Here is a 24681-nt window from a genome sequence, read left to right as displayed (position 1 = left end):
TTTCGGCACGGCGGGCAACTGACCGACGTCCAGGAGCAATCGCATCAGCGGCGCCCCTTCGGCAGACCGAGCAGCCGCTCGGCGATGATGTCGCGCTGGATCTCGTTGGTGCCCGCGTAGACGGGGCCGGCCAGCGAGAAGGTGTAACCCTCGGACCAACTGCCGTGGTCCGGTGCTTCGGTGGCGTGGTCGGCGAGTTCGCCACAGGGGCCGAGCAGGTCGAGTGCCGTCTCGTGCAGCGCGATGTCGAGCTCGGACCAGTAGATCTTGTTGAGGCTGGACGCGGCCCCGGCGGGCCCGCCCTCGTCGTGCAGGACCCGGGAGGCCGCCGCGTACGAGAACAGCCGGTAGGCGCGGGCCCCGATCACCGCGTCGGCGACCCTGTCCCGCAGGGCCGTGTCCGCCGGTTCGCCGTACGCGTGCCACAGGGCGGTCAGCCGGTCCGCGGCCGCGGTGAAGCGGCCAGGGCTGCGCAGGGTCAGCCCGCGCTCGTCGCCGGTGGTGCTCATCGCGACCCGCCAGCCCCGGCCGGGCTCGCCGATGACGTCCTCGTCGGGCACGAACACCTCGTCCAGGAAGAGTTCGGCGAACGCGGGCTTCCCGTCGAGCCGCCCGATGGGCCGCACGGTCACGCCCTCGGCGTCCAGCGGGAACATCAGATACGTGAGCCCGCGGTGCGGCCGGTCCGCGTCCGGGTCGCTGCGGAACAGGCCGAAGGCCCGGTCGGCGAAGGCGGCCCGGGAGGACCAGGTCTTCTGGCCGCTGATCAGCCAGCCACCCCCGGTCCGTACGGCCGTCGACCTCAGCGAGGCCAGGTCGGAGCCGGACTCGGGCTCGGACCAGGCCTGCGCCCAGATGACCTCACCGCACGCCATCGGGGGCAGGACGCGGGCGCGCTGTTCATCCGTGCCGTGCTCGAAGAGGGTCGGGGCCAGCAGGCTGATGCCGTTCTGACTGACCCGGCCGGGCGCCCCGGCGGCGTAGTACTCCTCCTCGAAGACCAGCCAGCGCAGCAACGAACTCCCGCGCCCGCCGAACTCCTCGGGCCAGGAGATGACCGACCAGCGGCCGGCGGACAGGGTGGCCTCCCATTCCCGGTGCGCGGCGAAGCCTTCGGCGGTCTCCAGGGACGGCAGGGGAGGGGCGGGGACATGAGTGGCCAGCCAGTCGCGTACCTCGGTACGGAATGCCTCGTCGGCCGCGTCGAAATCCAGGTCCATCAGCCGCCCGCCTTCTTCATCGCCCGGATGTCCATGCCGCCGAGCGCGTCCGGTGCGGTCTCGGCGTTGTGCGCGTGCGCCAGGTGATGCAGGCCGAACACCGAGTCCATCCCGGCGTGCATGCCTTGCAAGTCCTCGGCCTGGTTGACCGCGCGCTTCGTGAGCGCCAGCCCCATGCGCGGCATCTCCGCGATCCTCAGCGCCAATTCCTCGGTGCGTTCGGCCAGTTCCTCGCGCGGGACGACCCGGTTGACCATGCCGACCTCGTACGCGCGCTGCGCACTCATCCGGTCGCCGGTGTAGAGGAACTCCTTGGCGATCCGCGGCGGCATCACCCACGGGTGGGCGAAGTACTCGACGCCGGGGATGCCCATCCGGACCACGGGGTCGGCGAAGAACGCGTCGTCGGAGGCCACGATCAGGTCGCACACCCAGGCCAGCATCAGACCGCCCGCCACGCACGCGCCCTGCACGGACGCGATGACGGGCTTGGGCAGCTCGCGCCAGCGGCGGCACATGCCCAGATACACCTCGGACTCGCGCGCGAACCGGCTCTCCGCGCCCTCCTTGTTCGTATGGTCCCACCACAGCCCCGCCCGGCGCTCGAACGGCAGATGCGCGTCCCGCTCGGGGGTCCCGATGTCGTGGCCGGCGGAGAAGTGCTTGCCCGCCCCCGCCAGGACGACCGTCCTCACCTCGCCGTCGTCGGCCGCTCGGTAGAACGCGCGGTCGAGGGCGTACGTCATCGCGGAGTTCTGCGCGTTGCGGTAGTCGGGCCGGTTCATGGTCACCGTCGCGACCGGGCCCCGCTTCTCGTAACGCACCGGTTCGTCGTGGGCAGCGGACACCGGCCACTCCTTCCCTAACAAGTGTTTGGTAGATTAACGTACCCCCATGAGCAGCGTCGAGGAGTTCCGCACGGAGATCCGCGGCTGGCTGACCGCCCATCTCACCGGCGCCTTCGCGGACCTTCGCGGGCGCGGCGGACCAGGTCGCGAGCACGAGGCCTTCGCCGAACGGCTCGCCTGGGAACGGCACATGGCCGCTGAGGGCTGGACCTGCGTGGGCTGGCCGCAGGAGCACGGCGGCCGGGGCGCGACCATCGAGCAGCAGGTCGCCTTCCACGAGGAGTACGCCCTGGCCGGCGCCCCCGCGCGGGTCAACCACATCGGGGAGCAGTTGGTCGGCCCGACCCTCGTGGCGTTCGGCACGCCGGAGCAGCGGGCCCGCTTCCTGCCGCCGATCGTCGCCGCCGAGGAGCTGTGGTGCCAGGGCTACAGCGAGCCGGACGCCGGGTCCGACCTGGCCAACGTCCGGACGCGGGCCGAGCGGGACGGCGGGGACTGGGTGGTCACCGGGCAGAAGATCTGGACGTCACTGGCCCAGGACGCCCAGTGGTGCTTCGTCCTCGCCCGGACCGATCCGGGATCGTCCCGCCATACGGGGCTGTCCTACCTCCTGGTCCCGCTCGACCAGTCAGGCGTGGTGATCCGGCCGATCCGGCAGCTGACCGGCACCTCGGAATTCAACGAGGTCTTCTTCGACGGAGCCCGGACCCGCGCCGAGTACGTCGTCGGCGAGCCCGGCGACGGCTGGCGCGTGGCCATGGCCACCCTGGGCTTCGAACGCGGCGTCTCCACCCTCGGCCAGCAGGTCGGCTTCCGGCGCGAACTGGAAACGCTCATCGACCTGGCCCGCCGCAACGGCGCCGCGGACGACCCGCTGATCCGCGACCGGCTCGCCCGCGCCTGGACGGGACTTGAGACCATCCGGTGCAACGCCCTGCGCATGCTCGACGGCGTGGCGGCCGGCGCACCGGGTCCCGAGGCGTCCATCGGGAAGATCTTCTGGGCCACCTGGCACCGGGAACTCGGCGAACTCGCCATGAGCGTCCTGGGCGCGGGCGGCATGACCGCCCCCGAGGCCCCCTGTGAACTCGACGAGTGGCAGCGGCTGTTCCTCTTCTCCCGCGCCGACACCCTCTACGCCGGATCCAACGAGATCCAGCGCAACATCATCGCCGAGCGCGTCCTCGGCCTCCCCAAGGAGATCCGCCCGTGACCCCGTCCCCGCCCTACGTGCCGGGCCATTCCCTCCTGGCCGGACGAACCGCGGTGATCACCGCGGCGGCCGGCGCCGGCATCGGGGGAGCGACCGCCCGCAGGTTCCTGGAGGAGGGAGCCCGGATCGTCATCGGCGACGCCCACGAACGCCGCCTGAAGGAGAGCGCCGCCGCCCTTGCCGAGGAGTTCGGCGCGGACGGCGTCGCCGCCCTGCCCTGCGACGTCACCGACCAGCGGCAGGTCGACGCCTTGTTCGCGTACGCCGCCGAACGCCACGGCGGCCTCGACATCGTCGTCAACAACGCCGGTCTGGGCGGCACCGCGGACCTCGTCGAGATGACCGACGACCAATGGTCGAGGGTCCTCGACGTCACCCTGAACGGCACCTTCCGCTGCACCCGCACCGCCCTGCGCCACTTCAAGGCGCGTGACACCGGCGGCATCGTCGTCAACAACGCCTCCGTCGTCGGCTGGCGTGCCCAGCGCGGCCAGGCCCACTACGCCGCCGCGAAGGCCGGCGTCATGGCCCTCACCCGGTGCGCCGCCCTGGAGGCGGCCGACTTCGGCGTACGCGTCAACGCCGTCGCCCCGAGCCTGGCCATGCATCCGCACCTGGTGAAGGTCACCACCCCCGGACTCCTCGCCGAGCTCACCGAACGCGAGGCCTTCGGCCGGTACGCGGAGCCCTGGGAGGTCGCCAACGTCATCGTCTTCCTGGCCAGCGGCTACTCCTCGTACATGACGGGGGAGACCGTGTCCGTCAGCAGCCAGAGGGCGTGAACGCGTGTCACCACCGCCAAGTGACGTGTCGTCATCTCACTTACTGAGGAGCTGATATGGCCGAGGCCTACATCGTCGAAGCGGTACGAACCCCGGTCGGCCGGCGCGACGGCGGTCTCTCCGCCGTCCACCCCGCCGACCTCGGGGCCCATGTCATCACGGCACTGGTCGAGCGCACCGGGATCGATCCGGCCGCGGTGGAGGACGTCGTCTTCGGCTGCCTGGACACCGTGGGGCCGCAGGCCGGGGACATCGCCCGCACCGCCTGGCTCGCCGCGGGCCTCCCCGAGGAGGTGCCCGGCACCACCGTCGACCGGCAGTGCGGCTCCTCCCAGCAGGCCGTCCACTTCGCCGCCCAGGGCGTCATGTCCGGCACCCAGGACCTGGTCGTCGCGGGCGGCACCCAGAACATGTCGATGATCCCCATCGCGTACGCCGGCCGCCGGGCCGCCGAACCCCTGGGTCTGACCGAGGGCCCGTACGCCGGCTCCGTCGGCTGGCGGGCCCGCTACGGTGACGCACCCGTCGACCAGTTCCACGGCGCCGAACTCATCGCGGAGAAGTGGGGCATCTCCCGCGAGGCCATGGAACACTTCGCACTGCGCTCCCACCAGCGGGCCGTGCGTGCCATCGATGAGGGCCGGTTCGCCCGGGAGACCGTCGCGTACGGCGAGGTGACGGTGGACGAGGGGCCCCGCCGGGACACCTCGCTGGAGAAGATGGCCGGCCTCAGGCCGGTTGTCGAGGGCGGCCGGCTGACCGCCGGGGTCTCCTCGCAGGTCTCCGACGGCGCCTCCGCGCTGCTCATCGCCTCCGAGCGGGCCCTCGCCGAGCACGGACTCACTCCCCGGGCCCGCATCCACCACCTGTCGGTGCGCGGCGAGGACCCGATCCGCATGCTGTCGGCCCCGATCCCGGCGACGGCGTACGCCCTGAAGAAGGCCGGCATGCCGATCGGCGAGATCGACCTGGTGGAGATCAACGAGGCGTTCGCCCCGGTCGTCCTGGCCTGGCTGAAGGAGACCGGCGCCGACCCCGACAAGGTCAACGTCAACGGCGGCGCCATCGCGCTCGGCCACCCCCTGGGCGCCACCGGCACCAAGCTGATGACGACGCTGCTGTACGAACTGGAGCGCACCGGCGGCCGCTACGGCCTGCAGACCATGTGCGAGGGCGGCGGCCAGGCCAACGTCACCATCATCGAGCGCCTCTGAGGGGCCCGGCAGCCGTCCGGACCGGCGCGCTCGCCGTCAGTAGACCCCGTCGGTCGCCGTGACCCGGTGGGCCTCCAGGCCGGGAGCGGAGAGGAGAGCGGTGATCAGTTCCTCGGAGCCGCCGACGTAGGTGCTCACCAGGTCGACGTCGCCGCCCACGCACCACGCGCGGTCCTGCGGCCACCACAGATCGGGCAGCTCGGCGAACTCGTCCAGGAGCTCGGGCGCCACGGCGTCGGCCAGCGGCCCCGACAGCAGGATCTCGTCCCGGCCCGGAGTCGGGAAGGTGGGAACCCCCTCCCAGTCCCAGCGGCCGTATCCCTCCCACAGCCCGAACCAGCACCGCTCCGGTGTGCGCGTGTGCCGCGCCAGGACGGGGATCAGCGCTCGCGCGACCCCGCCGGGCGTGGGGCCCTCGGCCGCGTGTTCGTCCCAGACGCCGACCAGGCCGTACTCCTCCCTGTTCTGGTAGAACCGCTCCGCGCCGATCACCTCGTGCCAGCCCGTCAGCGCCTGGACCTCGCGACCGTAAGCGGCGGCGACGGTGTCCCAGCGGACGGGGCGCTCGTCGAGAGCCGCGGGATGCAGCAGCCGTGCGTACGCCGCGAAGCCCGGAGCGGCGACACCGGCGACGGTCGCGAAGTCACCGTGACCGGGGCGGCGTTCGGTCAGCCACTGGGCCGGCCCGAGGTCCTCCCTGGCGACGCGCAGACGCCCGTACAGCGCCCGGACGGGTTCTCGGTCGGGCCGTGCCCATGTGTCCATCCACCCAGTCTCCCTCGGACCGTTCCGGCAGACGGGGGCGGCCCGGCCGTCGGAGCGGGTCCTGGTATCGGGGGCCCGAGGTTCGGCGGTCGGTGGCCCGGATGCACGCCCCCGCACCCTGAATGCGCCCCGCGCACAACCCGCCATTTCGGTGAGCGCGATATGCGTATCAGCAGGTCAGGGCCCTGTTTGGAGTCCCTTGATTTCGCCATTCAATTGAATAGGGAAATTCCCTGACCAGCCCCTTTGATTTGCGGCTTCGCATTCCATGCATTCCACTCGAAACGTACGTCAACCCCACTCACCACAGGACGGGGCAACACCATGTACACGACCGAAACCACGAGCACCGACATCGAGCTGGACCTCGACGAGGCGCTCAACCCGGGCGAGGCCGAAGGCTTCTACCGCGACTCCCGCGAGTGCGCCTATCTCGCGCTCCTCGGGGGCGGCTCCTCACTGCTGCTCTCGCCGCCGACCCCCCGCCCGAAGAAGGGCTAGTCGGCAGCACATGAACCAGTCACATGCCTCGTCCCCCCTCGCGGGTGCCGTGCATGACCTGGCAACAGAGGTGGTCCTCGCTCTTCGGAGCGGGGACCACCTCGCCACGGTGTGCGGCGCGGCCGGAATCGACGAGGACAACCGGACGGGAATCGCCGCCGTACGCGTCATCGGGGCCGATCTGCTTCTGCCGAGTGTGCTGCACGGGCACCATCCGCATCCCGGAGACATCGCCGTGCTCCACCGTGCCGTGCGGGAGTTCCCGCCCCGGCCGGACGCCTCCGACGCCGCGGTCTGGAGCCACTGGGGCATGCTGTCCGCCCTCCACCGGACGGCCTCGGTCTCCGGTCAGCCGCCGGGTGCCGCACCCGGAGGCGACGAGCCGAACGCCGCGTGGCTCGAAGGGGCCGCCTGGCAGGCCTTCAGCCATCAGCTGTCCGTGCTGGCCCCCCTCGCCGTCCCCGCCGCCTCGTCGGCCGTGCACCGGGCCGCCGCCCACCGGGTCGTGGACCTGTCCCGGGGGTTCGTCCGAGCGGTACGGCGGCGCAACTGGCTCCAGGCGGCGGGCGTCGGCCGCTGGCTGGCCGCGCTGGAAGGCCGGCCCGACAGCCTGGGCCTGGACCGCGGACTCGACTTCGTCGAGCTCATGGGCGGCACGGACCCGCGGGTCGCGTTGCACGTCCGGGCCGCCCGGCTGATGGCCGAGGGGCGGGCGCGGTGAGCGCATCGGTGGCCCTCGCCCCCGGTGGTACGACGGGCGCGGCGCTGTCCGTCCTGCCCGGCGTCCTGCGCAAAGCGCTCGGCTGGGCCGACGCCCACCGTTCGGGCTTCGTACTCCCCCCGGACGTGCTGGAGCCGCACATCGAGGTCAATCGCACTCTCAAACCCCTCGGCGAACTGGCCCAGCTCTGCGTCACGATCCACCGCAGCACCACCCCCGACACCCCGCAGCACCGGGCGGCCGGGGACCTCGTCGCGTTCGCCTGGGACCAGGTGCACGCGGGCGAGCTGCTGCTGGAGCTGCTGCGCGGCGAGCCCTTCGCCGCGTACCCGTACGAGATCTACGCGGCCTTCGCCGGATACGGACTGCGCAACGAGAGCTTCGAGCGCCTGGCCGGGACGCTCTCCGCGACCAGGGGCTGGGCCCACACCGAGCAGCAGGCCAACCGGGAGCTGGGACTCATCAACTCGGAACGCCGGGTCGGCACCGCCCCGCACACCGACGCCGGTGAGGTCCTCGCACGCACCTGGCTGGGCGGGCTGTCCGAACCGTGGATGTTCGAGGGGCCCTCCGGCTACGCGCTGACCCACACCGTCTTCCACATCACGGACTGGTGTTGTGTCCCCGAGCGGATGCCCGTCGAGATCGACGCCTACTTGCGGGCCTGGCTGCCGCCCTGGATCGACGGCTGTCTGGAGAGCCGGCAGTGGGATCTGACCGGCGAACTGCTCGCGGTCGCCGCGGCCCTGCCGGGAGCGCCGCCCACGGAGCTGCTGGACGCGGTCTGGCCCGAGCTCGCAGCGGCGCAGGCCCCGAGCGGTGCCGTACCGGAGACGGGCCCCACGGTCTCCCCGGCGGGGACGCCCGACGGCGACGGCCGGCCGGAGACCGTCCCGCCCGCATCGCACCGGGACGACCGGTCGCAGACGGCCCGGCCGTCGTCGGACGCAGACGACCGGTCGGAGACCGTCCGGCCGGGCGACGCGGGGCCCGAGCCGGATCCGTACCCCTTCCTCGCCTGTTACCACTCCACCCTGGTGACCGCGTTCGCCGCCGCGCTGTGCCTCAAGCGGCTCACCGCGCACCGGGGAGCCGCCGCATGAGCCGCACCGGCCGCACGAAGGGAGTTGCCGCATGAGCGGCATCCAGCAGATCCATGACGTGGGGGCGCGGGCCCTGGGCTGGCTGTACGAGCACCGGGCCGGGTTCCGGCTGGACGACGACCCACCTCCCGAGGTGGGGGTCCTGGACCGGTTCAAGCCGCTCGGCGAACTCGCTCTCATCAGCACGGTCATCTTCCGGGAAGGTGTCGCCGGCTCCCGCCAGGCCGACCTCGCGCGCAAGCTCCTCGACCACGCCTGGCACGAACTGCTGGGCTCGGGGAGCCGCCTGGTCGACGGCCAGCGGCGCGAACCGCTCTGTCCCGTGCCCATGGAGGTCTACGTCCCGTTCCGGGAGCTGGGGTACAGGGAACCGACCCTGGAAGCGGCCGTCCGGCTGAACCACCGGCTGGGCAGCTGGGGCGCGCTGGAGGTCGTCCCGGTACGCAGGCTCGGACTCAGCAACATGGAGCGGCGGTTCGGGCTGGAGCCGAGCATGCCGGCCGACGAGGCGTACCGGCGCACCTGGCTGTCCAAGCGGCCCGAACCCTGGACGGTCGAGGGAAACATCGGCTACGACATCACCCACACGGTCTTCCATCTGACCGACTGGGGCGCCCATCCGGCCGGGCTGCCCGCCGATGTGGCGGACTACCTCGCCCTCTGGCTGCCGGTGTGGCTCGACGACTGGCTCGACCTCGGGCGCTGGGACCTGCTGGGCGAACTGCTCGTTGTCGACGCCTGCCTCCCGGAGCCGACCCTCGACCCGGCGGCCTGGGAGGGATTCGCCGGGGCGCAGCAGCCGGACGGGGCGATGCCGGTGATGGGCGGCATGCCGGAAGGCGACGAGGAGTCCGTCTTCGACCTCGTCTACCACCCCACGCTGGTGGCGGCGTTCGCTTCGGCACTGGCCCTGTCCCGTGCCCTGTCGGACCTCGCCGCCCCGGCCCCCGCGTGACGGCCCCGCAGGAGGTCCGCCGGGCCTCCGCCGGCGGCCCGTCCCGGGGCGACGGCGAGCGGTCCCGCCTGCTGGCCGATGCCGCCCGGACCGTCGACGCGCCCGGCCTCGTGATCGCGCTCAGTCACCGGTCCCGGCGTACCTACCAGCTCGACGCGGGCCTGCTGCCGGACGACGCACCCCGCTACGAGCTGGGCTCCGCGTCCAAGCCCTTCACCGGGCTGCTCCTGGCCGCACTCGTCGCCGCGGGCCGTCTCAGGTACGAGGACTCGGCGGCCGAACTGCTGGCCCCCGGCCACCCGGTGCACCCCTGCGTGCGCGCCATCACCCTGCGCCATCTGATCACCCACACCTCGGGCCTTCCCTCGCTGCCGGCCGATTTCTACCCGCAGGCGCTGCCCCGGTGGTCCACCGCGCCGTACAGCCGCTACCCGGCCGACCGCGTCGTCCGGGCCTTCCTGCGCGCCCGCCCCCGCCACCGGCCGGGCACCCGCTGGCACTACTCGAACTTCGCGGTCTCCGTACTCGGCCACACCCTGGCCGCCGCCACAGGCACGCCCTGGGAGACGCTGCTCCGGCAGGAGGTGCTGGACCCGCTCCGCCTGCACGGCACGCGCCTGCGCCCGGGCCCGCCGCCCGGCGACGCCGTGGGGCGCCGGCGCGACGGCAGACCGCTGCCCGCCCTCGACACGGGCGGTTTCAACGCCGCCGGAGCGGTCCGGGCGACCCCCTCGGACCTGCTCACCTTCCTCGAGGCGCACCTCCCGGGGACCACTGCGCCCACGCGGCCGCTGACCGCCGCGCTCGCGGACGTACGGACCCCGCTGCTGCGGCGCGGACTGCGGCACGCCCACACGCACACGCTCACCTGGTTCCGCCATCCGTCACCGCGCGGGCCCGTCTGTTTTCACGCGGGGGCCACGCTCGGACAGCAGATGTTCCTCGGCTTCCGCCCGGACACCGGCACGGCCCTGGCGGCGATGTGTACCCGACGGGTGCACAGGGCGGACCCGTTCATCGCGACGATGCACGAGCTGCTGACGGAGAAGCTCTGACATCCTGCTCCGTCACCACCGCGGCCCGTGCAGGACCGATCCGGCGCATGTGCCGAACCGCGCCACCCTCGGCGGACCGGTCAGGGCGCATCCAGGAGGGTCGCCGCGGCTGCCCGTGCGTGGTGGGCAGGGGCCGGGTCGCCGCTGATGCCTGCCGTCACGACGGCTCCTTCGGCGAGAAGGAAGACCGGTTCGGCCACCGGCGCCCCGGTGGCGTCGACCCACGCGGTGATCTGGGCGTGGAACGCCTGCTTGTGCGACCGGACTTCGCGCCGTACCACCTCCGACGAAGGGCCGAGTTCACCGTGGGCGTTGACCCAGGCGCATCCGCGGAAACCCGGCTCGGAGAACCACTCGGCAAGCCAGTCGAAGACCGCGAGCACGCGCTCACGCGGGTCTTGGACCTGCTCCACGTGGGCGGCGAGGTCTCCCCTCCACCGTTGGTCACGACGCTGGAGCACGGCCACGACGAGGTCCTCCTTCCCGGGGAAGAACCCGTAGATCCGCTTCAGCGGAAGACCGGATGCCGTGCGTACCGCGTCCATTCCGACGGCTTGGATGCCCCGCTCGTAGAAGAGCGCCTCGGCCGCGTCGAGCAGCGCTTCGCGGTCCAGGCGGCTTCGCTCCGGGGTGAGGGGGGCCGGCATTCGAGGCTCCTTGACATCGAGAACGTTCGTTCCCTACCTTAACCTCCATCGATGGGGAACGAGCGTTCTCTATGTGAGGAGACAGCAATGTCGGAGGATCGACCGCCCTACCCGCCGTTCACGCGGGAGACAGCCATGCAGAAGGTTCAGGCTGCCGAGGACGCGTGGAACACCCGTGATCCCCGGCGGGTGGCACTGGCCTACACGCCGGACGCGGTCTGGCGGAACCGGGACACGTTCGTCAACGGGCGTGAGGAGATCGTCGACTTCCTGACGCGGAAGTGGCAGCGCGAACTGGACTACGCCCTGCGCAAGAGCCTCTGGGCCTTTCAGGAGAACCGCATCGCCGTCCGATTCCAGTACGAGTGGCGCGATGCGGAAGACCAGTGGTGGCGCAGTTACGGCAACGAGTTGTGGGAGTTCGACGAGCGCGGTCTCATGCGGCGCCGCGAGGCAAGCATCAATGACATCGGCATCGTGGGAGCCGACAGGCGTCTTGACGGCCCCCGGCCCGCGCACGAACACGGGGCCGACATCCCCCTCCGGTAGCACGGCGCCGTGACCCCTTCGGCGGCGGTCCGGCTGCGGGCTGCTGCTGCGGCACTGCGCCGGCCTCGCAGGCCGTCTGGCTCTGGCTCCGGCGTACGGACCACCGTATGGACGCCAAGCGCGGTGCCGCGAGGAACGCCACGCCGATGCCCGGGTCAGCCCGCCCCCGGCAGGGTCTTCAGCACGGCCCGCGCCTCGTCCATGATCCGTGCGACCAGGTCCGAACAGGACGGCAGATCCTCGATCACGCCCACCACCTGGCCCGAGGCCATCACGCCGATATCGGTGCGTCCCTCGACCAATGAAGCCTTGAGCAGCATCGGGGTGTTGGCGGCCAGCAGGACCTGGCTCCAGGTCAGTTCCCTGCCGTGCTTCATCGCCATCCCGTCGCGGACCAGCCGGGGCCAGCTCGCACGGGTCTCCTTCCGGAAAGCCGAGGCGTGCCGCAGCGCCCGCAGCAGGGAGGCGGCCCGGCCGGAGCGCTCCAGTGAGTCGACCATGGGGGTACGCAGCATGCGGTGCGGCAGGCCGTCCACCCGGTCCGTCACCGTGACGTCCTTGACGGAGGCGGCCAGGTACCTCGCCTTCACCGCGCCGGGGACGGTGCTGTCGGAGGTCAGCAGGAAGCGGGTGCCCATGCCGACGCCGGCCGCCCCGTAGGCGAGCGCGGCGACGAGACCGCGGCCGTCGTGGAAGCCGCCCGCCGCGATCACCGGGATGCCGACGGCGTCCACCACCTGGGGGAGCAGCACCGTGGTGGCCACGTCGCCGGTGTGCCCGCCGCCCTCGCCGCCCTGCACCATCACCGCGTCGGCTCCCCACGCGGCGACCTTCTCCGCGTGCCGGCGGGCGCCGACGGAGGGGATGACGACGACGCCGGCGTCCTTGAGCCGGGCGATGAGATCCTTGGAGGGGGCCAGTGCGAAGGACGCCACCCGGACCCCCTCGTCGATGAGGATCCGGACCCGCTCGCCCGCGTCACCCGCGTCCGCCCGCAGATTGACACCGAATGGTGCGTCCGTACGGGACTTGACCTCGCGGACCGCCTCGCGGAGCTGCTCGACCGTCATCGTCGCGGAGGCCAGGATGCCGAGCGCGCCCGCGTTCGCTGAGGCAGACACGAGCCGGGGGCCGGCCACCCAGCCCATTCCGGTCTGCACGATCGGGTACCGCACCCCGGTGAGCTCGGTGAGCGCGGTCGGGAACGGCGCGGGCCCGGTCATGCGGGGACCTCGCGCTCGCGCAGCCCCTTGGGGTCGATGACCTCGCGGATCAGCCGGAGTTCGTCTTCCGTGGGGTCGCGGGTGAAGGGCACCTGGTCGGGAACGGTGAGAGCGAACCCGGTGGCACCCGTGACCTGTTCGACGCCGACCCCCGGGTGCAGCGAGCGCAGCCGCATCGTGCGGCCGGGGGTCTCGAAGTCGAAGACGCCCAGGTCGCTGATGACTTCAGGGATGCGGTGGAAGCGGGTCGCGGAGGGACCGGCCTCGGCCGCCCGCTCGTACCCGACCCCGCTGACCATGTCGACATGCTCGACGAAGACCCGCGCCGAGTGCCTGGGGACCCAGTAACTCGTCGGGTTGTTCAGGGTGTTGACCGGTGCGCCGCGCACCCCGAGCAGCTGGCGCGCGGGCCGGGCCCAGGTCCCGATGCAGGAGATGTTCTGGTTGCCGTGCCGGTCGATCTGACTGGCACCCATCATCACGTGCCGACGGCCGGTGGCGGTCAGCGTCAGGTGGCGGCGGAACGGCAGCCAGCCCTCGATGATGCCCGGCCGCACTCCCACCGCGGGGGTGTCGGCCATCAGCAGCGCCTCCCCGTCGGTCAGCAGCAGTCCGGGGGAGAAGGTCAGCCTCGCCAGGCGGGCTCCGATGGCCGGGACGGTGCCCATGGGGGCGGCGAGGATCTCGCCCGCACCCCGCCATGCCTCGGCGCAGGCCACCACGCAGTACTCGGCGCGCGTCGCCGTGGGGATGCCGGTGGTCCCGGTGCCGTTCATGCTTCCTCCTGGTGGAACGCGGTGACCGCCGCCTGGTAGGCGGTCTCGTCCCCGGACAGGAACCGTGCGACGAAGGCGGGCCAGGCCTCGGGGTCGCGGGCGGCCCGGACGTAGGCGCGCTGGAAGGACTCGTCGCGGTCGTGGTCGGGCACGCAGGAGGTGAAGTGCGCGCCGTGGGGCGTCTCGACGACCCCGTCCACGAACATCCGCTGGATCAGCAGCGTCTGCGGCCCCTGCTCCTTCAGCAGATCCGCCGTCTCCACGATCCGTTCGCAGGAGACGAAGGCCTGGTCGGCCGCTTCGCAGAACAGATCGTCGAAATACGGGTCCGGGCCCAGATACTGGCCGTTGCCCTGTGCGTCGGAACGGTTGACGTGGACCAGGGCGGTGTCCAGCCGCAGCGCCGGGGCCGCGACCAGTGTCTCCCCGTCGTCGTACGGCGAAGTGACCGTACGCAGCGCCGGGTTGACCTCCATCAGGTCCGAACCCAGTCCGGCGCGGACCGGCATGAACGGCAGCCGCTGCGCCCCCGCCGTCAGGCCCCACATCATCATCGCCTCGTCCAGCTCGACCATTTCGAAGGCGCCGCGCTGCCGGGCCGCCGTGAAGTGCGGCTCCAGCGGTATCGAGTCGAGCGTCCCGAAGGCCGCGACGAGCTTGCGGATCTTCCCCGCCGCCGCGAGGAGACCCACGTCCGGGCCCCCGTACGACACCACGGTCAGGTCCGTGATGTCCGAGCGCAGCAGCGCCCGTACCAGGGCCATCGGCTTGCGGCGCGAACCCCAGCCGCCGATGCCGATCGTCATGCCGCTCTCCAGCCGGCCGACGACGTCGTCGGCCGTCATCGTCTTGTCCTGGGTCACGTCCGCTGCTCCTTGTCCGCGCCGAAGGTGTCGCGCACCCGGTCGGCGACGCCGCTGAGGTTGGCCTCGAAGGTGAAGCCCTGCTCGAAGCGGTAACTGCGGCGTACGTCGACGGGGTCGATGCCGTTGATGGCGGCCTTGGCCAGCCGGATGAGGGAGCCGTCCTTCGCGGCGATCTCCCCGGCGAGGTCCAGGGCGGCCCCGGTGAGCTGTTCGCGCGGCACGACGCTGAACACCGAGCCGTGCCGGTGCAGTTCCCCGGCCGGCACGGTGCGCGAGGTGTAGTACAGGGTCCGCATCAGGTGCTGCGGGACCAGCCGGGCCAGGTGGGTGGCGGCGCCGAGCGCCCCGCGGTCCAGTTCCGGGAGGCCGAAGGTCGCGTCGTCGGCCGCCACGATCACGTCCGCGTTGCCCACCAGGCCGATGCCGCCGCCCAGGCAGAAGCCCTGCACGGCGGCGACGACCGGGACCTCGCACTCGTAGACCGCCGCGAAGGCCTCGAAGCAGCCGCGGTTGGCGCCGATCAGGGCCTCGGGTCCGTCGGCCCGCTGCATCTCCTTGATGTCCACGCCCGCGTTGAAGCCGCGCCCCTCGGCGGTGAGGACCACACAGCGGATGTCCGGGTCGGCCCCGGCGGCGCGTACCGCCGCGGCCAGGTCGTACCAGCCCTGTACGGGAAGGGCGTTGACCGGAGGGTAGTCCACGGTGACGACGGCGATGCCCTCGCGCGGGACGGAGGTGGAGACACCCATGGGCGGATCAGCTACCTTTCCAGTGCCGCCTTTCGACCTAACGTTTGTTAGGTCCACAAGGTAGCAGCGATACGAACGCCGCGGGAGGGCGTCATGCCACTCCCCGGCACCGGCGCCCCGCTCCCTCCGCTCGCCCGCCGCTCACCGCCATCCTCCGAAAGGACCCTCGTCATGACCCCACCGACCGCCGCCGCCCTGTGTGCCGGCCGTGTCGCCGTCGTCACCGGCGCCGGCCGCGGCCTCGGCCGTGCGCACGCCCTGGCCCTCGCCGCGGAGGGCGCGAAAGTCGTCGTCAACGATCTCGGCGTCGGCCTCGACGGCTCAGGCCCGGGCTCCGGCCCGGCCCAGGAGGTCGTGAAGGAGATCCGCGCGGCAGGCGGCGAGGCGGTCGCCCACCACGGGGACATCGCCACGTCCGAGGGCGCCGCCTCGCTCGTCGCCACCGCGCTCGACTCCTTCGGCCGGCTCGACACGCTCGTCAACAACGCCGGATTCCTCCGCGACCGGATGCTGGTCAACCTGGACGAGGACGACTGGGACGCGGTGATGCGCGTCCACCTCAAGGGGCATTTCCTGGCGCTCAGGCACGCGGCGGCGCACTGGCGCGCCGAGGCGAAGGCCGGCCGGACGCCGGTGGCCCGGGTCGTCAACACCAGTTCCGGGGCGGGGCTGCTGGGCAGCGTCGGGCAGGGCAACTACGCGGCCGCCAAGGCGGGCATCGTCGGCCTGACCCTGGTGGCCGCCGCCGAGATGGGGCGTTACGGAGTCCAGATCAACGCGATCGCCCCGGCCGCCCGGACCCGGATGACCGAGGCGACGTTCGCCGAGACGATGGCGGCACCCGGAGAGGGCGCCTTCGACGCGATGGCCCCGGCGAACGTCTCCCCGCTCGTCGTATGGCTGGGCTCCGCCGCGTCCGCCGGGGTGAGCGGCCGGGTGTTCGAGGCCGAGGCCGGCCGGATCACCGTGATGGAGGGCTGGCGGCCAGGCCCCACCGCCGACAAGGGCGCCCGCTGGACCCCGGCCGGGGCCGGCGAGGCGGTGACCGCTCTGCTGGCCGCGGCCGAGCCCCCGCAGCCGGTGTACGGCGCCTCCTGACACACGGCGGCACGTCCGCTCGCACACGCGTCGCTGCCGCCGTACCTGAGCTCCCGCTCCGATGGCATCGCTCAAGATGCGCGGCGGGCCGGAGTGCCCAGACTTGGCCTTATGGCAGAAGAACGTCGCACACATGCCGGGAGCTCCAAGACGGCGGCCGCTCGCCGCGCAGGATCTGCGCGGGGACCCGAGCATGCGGCCAACGCTGCCTGCGAGAGCCTGGAGAGGCTGATTGGCCACCCCACGGAGGGTGTGTCCGCTGTCCGGCGTTCCGACGACGGCTGGTGTGTGGTGGTGGACGTTCTGGAGGTCCCACGGATCCCCGACACCACAAGCCTCCTCGCCTCGTACGAGGTGCAGCTCGATCGGGCCGGTGAACTCCTGGAATACCGCAGGGTCCGGCGCTACCGACGTGGTGCAGCCGACGAGTGATCCGTTTCCGCTCCCCTGCTGGAAGGACGTTCCATGAGCGCGACCACGTACTCCGACGAGGTAGTGGCCTGCCCGCCTCGCGCCGGCACGTTGTACGACGTACTGGAACTGATTCTCGACCGCGGCATGGTCATCGACGTGTTCATCCGCGTCTCGCTGGTCGGGATCGAGATTCTGAAGATAGACGCGCGCATCGTCGTCGCGAGTGTGGACACCTACCTCAGGTTCGCCGAGGCGTGCAACCGGCTTGACCTGGAACGTGATTCAGGCAGTACCACCATCCCCGAACTCCTCGGCGGCGGCGTGGCCAGGTCCGTCGGCAAGCGCAAGGTGCGCTCCGCCGCCGAGACGGTCGGCGACACCGTGAAGAAGGCCGTGGGCGGCGGTACGAGCTATGAGGACGAGGACGAGGAGGAGCCGCGCGAGCGGCCGAAGAAGCGGCGGGCTCCGGCTCGCGGCGGCACGAGCCGACGACGCGCGGAGGCATGACCGTGGTGGCCCATGGCATCTACGTCTACGCGATCCTGCGGGCGGGAACGGCGCTCCCCGAGGGAGCCGGAGGTGTGGGGTCTCCTCCCGAGGCCGTCCGCGTGATCAGGCAGGGACTTCTCGGCGCGGTCGTCAGCGACGCGCCCCCACACCTTCGCGCACGGCGCCGCGACCTGCTGGCACACCAGGAACTTCTGCTGCGCCTGTCGGACGAAGGACCGGTACTGCCCATGCGGTTCGGCATGGTGGCGCCGGACGAGGAGACGGTCCTCAGGCAGTTGGCCGCGGCCGAGGGCGGACACGTCGCCACCCTGGACCAGCTCGCCGGCCGCATCGAGATCAACGTCAAGGCGCTTCCCGCCCAGGACGCGCTGCCGGCCCTCGTCGCCGAGGACCAGAACGTACGCAGACTCCGCGAGGCCGCTCGGCGGCACCCGGGTTACGAGGCGAGTCTCCGGCTGGGCGAGGCCATCGCCTCCGCGCTCGCCCGCAGGGCGGCCGCGGCTGGCCAGCGGCTGATGCGTGAGCTCGCGCCGGAAGCCCGTGCTGTCGCCCCGGGTCCTGAGGTCCCGGGGTGCGCACTCAACATGTCCTTCCTCGTGGACCACAGCGACGCCGCCGCCTTTCTCGCCCGGGCGCAAAGCTTCGCGGACGCCCATCGTGAGCAGGTGGAACTCCGGCTGGCGGGCCCGCTCCCGTGCTACAGCTTCGTGACTGCCGAGGCACGCCCCGTACCGGTAGGAGGGGGATGACGGTGGGACTCATCACCGGCCTCCTCACGCTTCCCCTCGCGCCGGTCCGTGGCGTGATCTGGGTGGCGGAGAAGCTCGACGACGCCGCGCAGCGTGAGCTGCACGATCCGGCCGTGCTGCGTGCGCAGTTGGCCATGCTCAATCAGGAACTCGAGGCCGGAGACATCAGCCAGGAGGAGTTCGAACGGGAAGAGGAACGGTTGCTTGACCGGCTCGAGGCCGTACGGGTCGGTCCGGCTCAGATCGATAGAAGGTGACGTGCTCATGGAAGACCAGACGAAGGTGACGCTCGCGGCAGCAGTGGTGGGCGGCTATGTGCTGGGCAGGACCAAGAAGGGGCGGCTGGCTCTCACGGTCGCCACCTATCTGGCCGGCCGGCGCTTCGGCCTGGAGCCCCGTCAGCTGGCCGCGGAAGGTATGCGCCGTCTCGGAGAGGTTCCCCAGTTCGCGGAACTGCAGGACCAGCTCCGCGGCGAGGTTCTCGACGCCGGCCGCAAGGCCGTGACCGCCGCCGCCAACCGGAGCATGGGCTCGCTGGCCGACGCGATCAGCGACCGCACGGCCCGCCTCATCGAACCGCCGAGCGACGAGGGCGATGAGGATGAGGGCGACGAGTACGAGGACGAAGAGGCGCCGGACGACGAGGGCGCTGAGTACGACGACGAGTACGAGGGCGAGGACGACCAGTACGAGGACGAAGAGGGACCCGCGGACGAGGGCGACTCGGAGGACGAGTACCAGGACGAGGAGGACGAGGAGGACGAGTACGAGGAGGACGAGCCCCAGGAGCCGCTGGAGGAGGAGCGCGAGGAGGAGCCTGACGCGACACGGCCGAGAAGGCGCTCTTCCCGGCAGACCGACTCGGAGACGGCCAAGAGCCGCAAGAGCAGCAAGGGTTCCCCGGCCAAGAAGGCCGCAGCGAAGGAGTCCGCCCCGGCCAGGAAGACAGCTGCGAAGAAGACAGCGCCGGCCAAGAAGTCCGCCCCGGCCAAGAAGACGTCCCCGGCCAAGAAGGGGGCAGCCAAGAAGTCGGCCCCCGCCAAGAAGGCGGCTTCGAAGAGGTCCGGCCCGGCCAAGAAGACGGCTGCTAAGAAGACGACGGCGAAGAAGACCGCCCCGGCCAAGAAGGGCGCAGCCAGGAAGACGGCTGCCAAGAAAACAGCAGCGGGTGGTTCGTCGTCAGCGAAGCGGGCTGCATCCAAGCGCACGAGTCCTCGGAGGTAGCGAGTCATGGCCAGGACAGAGAACGCACAGCCCGAGGCAGAAGAGTCCGGCGTGGACAGGCTCCGTGAGGAACTGTCCGCATTCGTCAGTGCGAAGGCGGAGAAACTCGCCGAAAGGGCGGGGGAGAAGCTGACGGACATCACGGGTCAGCTGACCGATTCCGCGGAGAGCGGCAGTCTGCCGGCTATCGGTTCGCGCATGCTCCAGGGAGATTCCCCGGTGAAGGCGTTCGTCTCGGAGAAGGCCAAGGGCGTCAAGGACAACGTCGCGAACAAGGCGAAGGAAGCCTTCGGCGGTGGGGGAAAGGGCAAGCGCAAGGCGAGCGGTGGCAAGGTGATGAACATCATCGAGGTGCTCGATGTGGGAGTGCCCCTGCGGACCGCTTACGACCACTGGACGCAGTACGACAAGTTCAGCAGCTTCGCCAAGGGCGTGCGAGACGTTTCGACGGAGGACGAGACGTCCAGCGACTGGAAGGTCAAGGTCGGTCCGTCGTCACGCAGTTTCAAGGCCACCGTTCAGGAACAGGTGCCCGACGAACGCATCGTGTGGACGTCCGAGGGGGCCAAGGGCACCACGCGAGGCGCCGTCAGCTTTCACGAGCTCGCACCGTCCCTCACGCGCATCGTTCTGGTCATGGAGTACTACCCGTCCGGGTTCTTCGAGAAGACGGGCAACCTCTGGCGCGCACAAGGGCGCCGTGTGCGACTCGACTTCAAGCACTTCCAGCGATACGTCAGCCTCACCGACGAGGAACCGGAAGCGTGGCGCGGTGAGATCCGCGACGGAGAGGTCGTCAAGTCCCACGACGAGGCCATGGAAGAGGAAGAAGCGCAGGACGAGGAAGGGCCGGAGAGCGAGGACGACGAGAACGAGGACCGGGCTGAGAACGAGAACGAGGGCGAGGACGAGGACGAGGACGAGGGCGAGGGCGAGTGGGACGAAGAGGAGGAAGAGGGTGACCAGCTGACGGACGAGGACGAGGACGAGGACGAGGACGAAGAAGACGAAGACGAAGACGAAGAGGACGAAGACGAAGAGGACGAAGACGAAGAGGACGAGGCGCCACCCAGGAGGCGGTCGGCCAAGCAGCGATCGCGGAGGGCTCGGTGACTGACCTCGACTTCAGGCACGAGTTGTCCCCTCCCGTCCCGGGGCCGCAGACCACCAATCTCGCCGACATCCTCGAACGCGTCCTCGACAAAGGGATCGTGATCGCCGGCGACATCAAGATCGACCTGCTCGACATCGAGCTGCTCACGATCCGGCTGCGCCTGTTCGTGGCCTCCGTGGACACCGCGAAGAAGGCCGGCATCGACTGGTGGGAGACCGATCCGGCGCTCAGCTCCAAGGCGGCACGTAACGCCCTGCAGGACGAGAACCGCGAACTGCGTGAGCGCCTGGAGGCACTCGAATCCAAGTCCGACGAGAGGTCTTCGTCAGAGTGATGACCGAGGAAGGACGGAAGCACATGCCGGAGCGTGGCCCCGGGACTTCGGGTGCGCAGGGCGCGCACGCCATCTACGTGTACGCGGTCTGCCGTACCGAGGCCCCACTGGCCCTCGGTGCGGTCACCGGGGTCACCCGGGACGAGCCTGTACGTACGCTTTCCCTGGGGTCTCTCACCGCGGTCGTGCAGACCGTGGCGGCGGCCGAGTTCACGGACGCGGCCTGGCAGGAGCGGCTCTCGGACGCGATCGAACTCGAGCGGTACGCCCGGGCCCACCACGCGGTCGTCTCCGCGGTCGCCGGCCACGCGCCCACGGTGCCTCTGCCGCTGGCCACGCTGTACCAGGGGGAAGACCGGGCCAGACGCGCGCTCAACGACGAGGCGGCGCGCTTCCACACCGCCCTGAAGCGGATCGAGCACCATGCCGAGTGGGGCGTGAAGGTGTTCGCGCCCTTGCTGCCGGGTGGCGGGGATGCCGCTCCGGCTTCCCGGCCGAGCGCACCCGTCGACCGGGCCCGTCCGGCCCCGGGAGGGGGGCTGGCGTATCTCGAGCGCAAACGGAACCAGCGCGCGCAGCGCGAACAGCGGCAGGAGGACTCCCTTCGCATCGCCGAAGCCGTGGACGCGGCCGTGAGCCGTATCGCCAAGGCATCCCGCCGCCTCCGGCCGCACGGTCAGGGAAGCGCGGGCGGGCCCAGGGTCCAGGTGCTCAACGCCACTTACCTGGTCGCCGAGGACCGGTCCGACGAACTTCAGGCTTTGGCAGCCGGTTTGCGAGCACGCACCGGCGCGGACATCGAACTCTCAGGCCCGTGGGTTCCGTACTCCTTCGTGGGCGAGGTGTGATTCATGACGCACGACGTCGTTCCATGGGACAGTCCGAGCGCACTCAGCGGGCCCATCGGCGTGCCGCTGGTCGATCTGCTGGACCGGGTCCTGGCGACCGGGGTCGTCATCAGCGGGGACCTGGTGATCGCCATCGCCGATGTCCCGCTCGTACGGTTGTCGTTGCACGCCCTGCTGTCGTCCGTCAACGAACGCGTACCTGCCCCGTGGGCGGACAGCGGGCCGCTGTGACGTCCTCACGCGTCGACCTCGACTCCGAGCAGATGGGGCGGGACCTCGTCACGCTGGTCCTCACCGTCGTCGAGCTGCTTCGTCAGCTCATGGAACGCCAGGCCCTGCGCCGTATCGACCAGGGCGACCTCACCGACGAACAGACCGACGAGATCGGCACGACGCTCATGATGCTCGACCAGCGCATGACGGAGCTCTGCGAGCAGCACGGAGTGCGTCCGGAGGATCTCAACCTCGACCTCGGGCCGCTCGGCAGTCTCCTGCCCCGGGACTGACCACCGGCCCGGTGGACGCGGGATGGTCAGCCGGTCGCGCTCTCGTCGCTTGCCACTGCCAGGCGTAGATCGAGGAACGCCTGACCAAGCAGGTGGCGGACTGGCTGCAGAACCAGCTGCGGCCCAAAGGCGTCGGAGCCGTATGCCGTAGATCCACTGTCGCCGAGGCCGGACGGGCGGCCCCGTGTCAGTGGACGGTCCGGCTGCGTCCGACGTCCAGGCGGGGAGGATGGCTCCCACGCGGTTCGGCACACCTGCGTCGGCGATCACCCTCGGTTACTATGCTCACTTCACTTCATGCCGGAGTCCGGCACCAAGGGGCGCGGGGGCGCCATCGGCGGTCTGCTCGGGGAGCGGGGAGCCCGGCTCGCCGGCCGCGACTCCCGAGATTCTCCCCAGCGCTGTTGACCGGCAATTCCTGCTTCTGGGCCCCGGTGGAGACGTCCGTGGATTGTTAGCTTGAAGAGATGGGTGGCCTGGAAAAGTGTTGAAAGAGGTCGTAGCGACTCGCTACGTCACACCCCTGCGTGAGGGCGGCTCGCTCCCCGGGATCGTCGAGGCCGACGACTTCGGTACGTACGTCATGAAATTCACCGGAGCCGGGCAGGGCCGCAAGACGCTCGTCGCGGAGGTGATCTGCGGACAGCTCGGGCGGCGGCTCGGGCTGCGCGTCCCCGATCTCGTACAGATCCAGCTGGACCCGGTGATCGGTCTCGCCGAACCCGACCAGGAGGTGCAGGAGCTCCTCAAGGCGAGCGGCGGGCTCAACCTCGGGATGGACTTCCTTCCCGGATCCCTCGGCTTCGACTCGCTGGCCTATCAGGTGGACCCGCGCGAGGCCGGACGCGTCGTCTGGTTCGACGCGCTGATCAACAACGTCGACCGCTCCTGGCGCAATCCGAACATGCTGATCTGGCACGGCGACCTCTGGCTCATCGACCACGGGGCCACCATGATCTGGCACCACAACTGGCCCGGCGCCCAGGCGTCCGCCGCCAAGCCGTACAACGCGTCCGACCACGCGCTCGCCCCCTTCGGACCCGACATCGCGTCGGCCGCGGCCGAGCTCGCCCCGCTGGTCACCGAGGAACTGCTCACCGAGGTCGCCGCCGACGTCCCCGACGAGTGGCTGGTGGACGAGCCGGGCTTCGCGTCGACGGACCAGCTGCGCCGTGCCTATGTGGAGGCGCTGCTGCCGCGCGCCGCCACCATCCACGAGCGGATCACCCTGGACGCGCCGACCGCGTCCAAGCCGTCCCGGGCGCCGGGCTGGCTCACCGAACGCCTCCCCCCGCGGCACGACCACGAGAAGAGCGAAAAGGGCGGCCGGCCGTGAGCAAGCGCGATGTCTTCGAGTACGCCCTCCTGCGCGTGGTGCCACGCGTCCAGCGCGGCGAGTTCTTCAACGCCGGCGTGGTGGTCTACTGCCGCGCCAAGGGGTTCGTCGCCGCCCGCACCGCACTCGACGAGGGCAAGCTCCGGGCCCTGGACCCCGGCGCCGACGTGACCGGGGTACGGGCCGCACTGCACGCCGTCGAGGGCGTCTGCCGCGGCGGTACGGACGCGGGCCAGGCGGCCGGGGACGATGCCGGGCGGCGCTTCCGCTGGCTGATCGCCCCGCGCTCGACCGTCATCCAGCCGAGTCCGGTGCACAGCGGCCTCACCACCGATCCGGCCGCCGAGGTCGAACGGCTCCTCGACCTGCTGGTGCGCTGAGCGCAGCCCTTCGGCGCCGCCCCCGGACTCCGCGGGGGCGGCGCCGTCCGGTGTGACATGCGCCGCTGCGTCCGTGGGCCGTTGACACCGGGTGCCAGGGCTTCTAGCGTCTCGTCTGCTGAAGGTACTAAGCGGTTGCTCAGTTATCGGGAACGTTCTCGTGGGAATGACCTGACGTCCGCTGAGCCGCGACCCAAGGGCGAGGAGAGCCAAAGCATGTCCACCACCGAGCAGCGCGTAGCCATCGTGACGGGAGCCGCACGGGGTATCGGTGCCGCCACCGCGGTACGCCTGGCGGCCGAGGGCCGCGCCGTCGCCGTACTCGACCTCGACGAAGCGGCCTGCAAGGACACCGTCGAGAAGATCACCGCCGCCGGCGGCCGGGCCCTCGCCGTCGGCTGCGACGTGTCGGACAGCGCCCAGGTGGAGGCCGCCGTCGCGCGCGTCGCCGCCGAGCTCGGTGCCCCGACGATCCTCGTCAACAACGCGGGCGTGCTCCGCGACAACCTGCTCTTCAAGATGAGCGAGTCCGACTGGGACATCGTGATGAACGTGCACCTCAAGGGCGCGTTCCTGATGGCCAAGGCCGTCCAGAAGCACATGGTGGACGCCAAGTTCGGCCGGATCGTCTCGCTGTCCTCCTCCTCGGCCCTCGGCAACCGCGGCCAGGCCAACTACGCCGCCGTCAAGGCGGGTCTGCAGGGCTTCACCAAGACGCTCGCCAAGGAGCTCGGCAAGTTCGGCGTCACCGCCAACGCCGTCGCGCCCGGCTTCATCGTCACCGAGATGACCGCGCAGACGGCGGAGCGCGTCGGTATGGGCTTCGAGGAGTTCCAGGCCGCCGCCGCCACCCAGATCCCGGTGCAGCGCGTCGGCTTCCCCGAGGACGTCGCCAACGCCATCGCCTTCTTCGCGGGCGACGACGCGGGCTTCGTCTCGGGTCAGGTCATGTACGTCGCCGGCGGACCGCTCAACTGACCC

At 71.1% G+C, this 24681-nt stretch carries 31 protein-coding genes; 23 read left to right on the top strand and 8 right to left on the bottom strand.

Annotated elements, in window-relative coordinates; translation table 11 throughout:
* Positions 1 to 44: 44 nt before the first annotated feature.
* A complete protein-coding gene (locus tag ABTX18_RS31560; RefSeq protein WP_352126212.1) occupies positions 45 to 1220 on the bottom strand; it encodes an acyl-CoA dehydrogenase family protein in 1176 nt (391 codons plus the stop codon).
* The gene (locus ABTX18_RS31555; protein WP_352126211.1) at positions 1220 to 2068 is read right to left on the bottom strand and encodes an enoyl-CoA hydratase; all 849 of its coding nucleotides are present in this window, start codon (positions 2066 to 2068) and stop codon (positions 1220 to 1222) included. The genes ABTX18_RS31560 and ABTX18_RS31555 overlap by 1 nt, the downstream gene beginning before the upstream one ends.
* Before the next feature lie 46 nt (positions 2069 to 2114).
* Between ABTX18_RS31555 and ABTX18_RS31550 the strand changes: the two genes are divergently transcribed.
* Genes ABTX18_RS31550 through ABTX18_RS31540 form a run of 3 tightly spaced genes read left to right on the top strand, consistent with a single transcriptional unit; the run spans position 2115 to position 5277 of the window.
* Complete coding sequence (locus tag ABTX18_RS31550) at positions 2115 to 3281, top strand: acyl-CoA dehydrogenase family protein (protein WP_352126210.1); 1167 nt, start codon at positions 2115 to 2117, stop codon at positions 3279 to 3281.
* The gene (locus tag ABTX18_RS31545; RefSeq protein ID WP_352126209.1) at positions 3278 to 4063 is read left to right on the top strand and encodes an SDR family oxidoreductase; all 786 of its coding nucleotides are present in this window, start codon (positions 3278 to 3280) and stop codon (positions 4061 to 4063) included. Before ABTX18_RS31550 ends, ABTX18_RS31545 begins: the two co-directional genes overlap by 4 nt.
* A 56-nt stretch (positions 4064 to 4119) precedes the next feature.
* Positions 4120 to 5277, top strand: coding sequence for an acetyl-CoA C-acetyltransferase (locus ABTX18_RS31540; protein ID WP_352126208.1), 1158 nt, complete (start codon positions 4120 to 4122; stop codon positions 5275 to 5277).
* A 36-nt stretch (positions 5278 to 5313) separates the two neighbouring features.
* Here ABTX18_RS31540 and ABTX18_RS31535 read toward each other — a convergent pair whose 3' ends face one another.
* Positions 5314 to 6042, bottom strand: a complete 729-nt coding sequence (locus ABTX18_RS31535; RefSeq protein WP_352126207.1) for a hypothetical protein — start codon at positions 6040 to 6042, stop codon at positions 5314 to 5316.
* Between the two features lie 324 nt (positions 6043 to 6366).
* Here ABTX18_RS31535 and ABTX18_RS31530 point away from each other — a divergent pair, with 324 nt between their 5' ends.
* Genes ABTX18_RS31530 through ABTX18_RS31510 form a run of 5 tightly spaced genes read left to right on the top strand, consistent with a single transcriptional unit; the run spans position 6367 to position 10377 of the window.
* Positions 6367 to 6543 (top strand): hypothetical protein, encoded by a 177-nt coding sequence (locus tag ABTX18_RS31530; protein ID WP_352126206.1) that lies wholly within the window; start codon positions 6367 to 6369, stop codon positions 6541 to 6543.
* Between the two features lie 10 nt (positions 6544 to 6553).
* Positions 6554 to 7264, top strand: a complete 711-nt coding sequence (locus ABTX18_RS31525) for a hypothetical protein (RefSeq protein WP_352126205.1) — start codon at positions 6554 to 6556, stop codon at positions 7262 to 7264.
* Complete coding sequence (locus ABTX18_RS31520; protein WP_352126204.1) at positions 7261 to 8367, top strand: DUF6895 family protein; 1107 nt, start codon at positions 7261 to 7263, stop codon at positions 8365 to 8367. Before ABTX18_RS31525 ends, ABTX18_RS31520 begins: the two co-directional genes overlap by 4 nt.
* Before the next feature lie 31 nt (positions 8368 to 8398).
* Positions 8399 to 9322: a DUF6895 family protein gene (locus ABTX18_RS31515; RefSeq protein WP_352126203.1), complete on the top strand. Its 924-nt coding sequence runs from the start codon at positions 8399 to 8401 to the stop codon at positions 9320 to 9322.
* Complete coding sequence (locus tag ABTX18_RS31510; RefSeq protein WP_503061240.1) at positions 9319 to 10377, top strand: serine hydrolase domain-containing protein; 1059 nt, start codon at positions 9319 to 9321, stop codon at positions 10375 to 10377. Before ABTX18_RS31515 ends, ABTX18_RS31510 begins: the two co-directional genes overlap by 4 nt.
* A gap of 80 nt (positions 10378 to 10457) precedes the next feature.
* Here ABTX18_RS31510 and ABTX18_RS31505 read toward each other — a convergent pair whose 3' ends face one another.
* The gene (locus ABTX18_RS31505) at positions 10458 to 11024 is read right to left on the bottom strand and encodes a TetR/AcrR family transcriptional regulator (RefSeq protein ID WP_352126202.1); all 567 of its coding nucleotides are present in this window, start codon (positions 11022 to 11024) and stop codon (positions 10458 to 10460) included.
* A gap of 87 nt (positions 11025 to 11111) precedes the next feature.
* Here ABTX18_RS31505 and ABTX18_RS31500 point away from each other — a divergent pair, with 87 nt between their 5' ends.
* Positions 11112 to 11573 carry a nuclear transport factor 2 family protein gene (locus ABTX18_RS31500; RefSeq protein ID WP_352126201.1) on the top strand — a complete coding sequence of 154 codons (462 nt, stop codon included), beginning with the start codon at positions 11112 to 11114 and terminating at the stop codon, positions 11571 to 11573.
* Positions 11574 to 11728: 155 nt separating this feature from the next.
* Here ABTX18_RS31500 and ABTX18_RS31495 read toward each other — a convergent pair whose 3' ends face one another.
* From ABTX18_RS31495 to ABTX18_RS31480, 4 genes are read right to left on the bottom strand one after another with little or no spacing between them, the layout of a single operon-like run.
* Entirely contained in the window at positions 11729 to 12796 is a 1068-nt protein-coding gene (locus tag ABTX18_RS31495) for an NAD(P)H-dependent flavin oxidoreductase (protein ID WP_352126200.1), read from the bottom strand.
* Positions 12793 to 13572 carry a CoA-transferase subunit beta gene (locus ABTX18_RS31490; protein ID WP_352126199.1) on the bottom strand — a complete coding sequence of 260 codons (780 nt, stop codon included), beginning with the start codon at positions 13570 to 13572 and terminating at the stop codon, positions 12793 to 12795. Before ABTX18_RS31490 ends, ABTX18_RS31495 begins: the two co-directional genes overlap by 4 nt.
* Positions 13569 to 14417 carry a CoA transferase subunit A gene (locus ABTX18_RS31485; RefSeq protein WP_352126255.1) on the bottom strand — a complete coding sequence of 283 codons (849 nt, stop codon included), beginning with the start codon at positions 14415 to 14417 and terminating at the stop codon, positions 13569 to 13571. Before ABTX18_RS31485 ends, ABTX18_RS31490 begins: the two co-directional genes overlap by 4 nt.
* Before the next feature lie 14 nt (positions 14418 to 14431).
* Complete coding sequence (locus ABTX18_RS31480) at positions 14432 to 15187, bottom strand: enoyl-CoA hydratase family protein (RefSeq protein WP_352126198.1); 756 nt, start codon at positions 15185 to 15187, stop codon at positions 14432 to 14434.
* 171 nt (positions 15188 to 15358) lie between these two features.
* Here ABTX18_RS31480 and ABTX18_RS31475 point away from each other — a divergent pair, with 171 nt between their 5' ends.
* The 14 genes from ABTX18_RS31475 (at position 15359) to fabG (ending at position 24678) form a co-directional block, all read left to right on the top strand.
* Positions 15359 to 16285 (top strand): SDR family oxidoreductase, encoded by a 927-nt coding sequence (locus tag ABTX18_RS31475; protein WP_352126197.1) that lies wholly within the window; start codon positions 15359 to 15361, stop codon positions 16283 to 16285.
* A 111-nt stretch (positions 16286 to 16396) separates the two neighbouring features.
* Positions 16397 to 16717 carry a gas vesicle protein GvpO gene (locus ABTX18_RS31470; RefSeq protein WP_352126196.1) on the top strand — a complete coding sequence of 107 codons (321 nt, stop codon included), beginning with the start codon at positions 16397 to 16399 and terminating at the stop codon, positions 16715 to 16717.
* Between the two features lie 33 nt (positions 16718 to 16750).
* Positions 16751 to 17206 (top strand): gas vesicle protein GvpJ, encoded by a 456-nt coding sequence (gene gvpJ, locus ABTX18_RS31465; RefSeq protein ID WP_352126195.1) that lies wholly within the window; start codon positions 16751 to 16753, stop codon positions 17204 to 17206.
* Positions 17207 to 17208: 2 nt separating this feature from the next.
* Positions 17209 to 17958: a GvpL/GvpF family gas vesicle protein gene (locus ABTX18_RS31460; protein WP_352126254.1), complete on the top strand. Its 750-nt coding sequence runs from the start codon at positions 17209 to 17211 to the stop codon at positions 17956 to 17958.
* Positions 17959 to 17960: 2 nt separating this feature from the next.
* Positions 17961 to 18215 (top strand): gas vesicle protein GvpG, encoded by a 255-nt coding sequence (locus ABTX18_RS31455; RefSeq protein ID WP_352126253.1) that lies wholly within the window; start codon positions 17961 to 17963, stop codon positions 18213 to 18215.
* Positions 18216 to 18222: 7 nt separating this feature from the next.
* A complete protein-coding gene (locus ABTX18_RS31450; RefSeq protein ID WP_352126194.1) occupies positions 18223 to 19182 on the top strand; it encodes a histone protein in 960 nt (319 codons plus the stop codon).
* Between the two features lie 6 nt (positions 19183 to 19188).
* On the top strand, positions 19189 to 20295 hold the full coding sequence (locus tag ABTX18_RS31445; RefSeq protein ID WP_352126193.1) for an SRPBCC family protein: 1107 nt from the start codon (positions 19189 to 19191) through the stop codon (positions 20293 to 20295).
* Positions 20292 to 20630, top strand: a complete 339-nt coding sequence (locus tag ABTX18_RS31440) for a gas vesicle protein (protein ID WP_352126192.1) — start codon at positions 20292 to 20294, stop codon at positions 20628 to 20630. The genes ABTX18_RS31445 and ABTX18_RS31440 overlap by 4 nt, the downstream gene beginning before the upstream one ends.
* 23 nt (positions 20631 to 20653) lie before the next feature.
* A complete protein-coding gene (locus ABTX18_RS31435) occupies positions 20654 to 21478 on the top strand; it encodes a GvpL/GvpF family gas vesicle protein (RefSeq protein ID WP_352126191.1) in 825 nt (274 codons plus the stop codon).
* Between the two features lie 3 nt (positions 21479 to 21481).
* Positions 21482 to 21709, top strand: a complete 228-nt coding sequence (locus tag ABTX18_RS31430) for a gas vesicle protein (RefSeq protein ID WP_352126190.1) — start codon at positions 21482 to 21484, stop codon at positions 21707 to 21709.
* Positions 21706 to 21984, top strand: a complete 279-nt coding sequence (locus ABTX18_RS31425) for a gas vesicle protein K (protein ID WP_352126189.1) — start codon at positions 21706 to 21708, stop codon at positions 21982 to 21984. Before ABTX18_RS31430 ends, ABTX18_RS31425 begins: the two co-directional genes overlap by 4 nt.
* Before the next feature lie 484 nt (positions 21985 to 22468).
* Positions 22469 to 23320: a HipA family kinase gene (locus tag ABTX18_RS31420; protein WP_352126188.1), complete on the top strand. Its 852-nt coding sequence runs from the start codon at positions 22469 to 22471 to the stop codon at positions 23318 to 23320.
* Positions 23317 to 23700 (top strand): DUF3037 domain-containing protein, encoded by a 384-nt coding sequence (locus ABTX18_RS31415; RefSeq protein ID WP_352126187.1) that lies wholly within the window; start codon positions 23317 to 23319, stop codon positions 23698 to 23700. Before ABTX18_RS31420 ends, ABTX18_RS31415 begins: the two co-directional genes overlap by 4 nt.
* A gap of 216 nt (positions 23701 to 23916) precedes the next feature.
* Positions 23917 to 24678 carry a 3-oxoacyl-ACP reductase FabG gene (gene fabG / locus ABTX18_RS31410; RefSeq protein WP_352126186.1) on the top strand — a complete coding sequence of 254 codons (762 nt, stop codon included), beginning with the start codon at positions 23917 to 23919 and terminating at the stop codon, positions 24676 to 24678.
* Positions 24679 to 24681: the final 3 nt, after the last annotated feature.

The sequence above is a fragment of the Streptomyces sp. NPDC096323 genome, assembly GCF_040302845.1.
GTDB lineage: Bacteria > Actinomycetota > Actinomycetes > Streptomycetales > Streptomycetaceae > Streptomyces.
The sequence above is the reverse complement of the archived record's forward strand: the minus strand, read 5'-3'. Positions and strand labels throughout refer to the sequence as shown.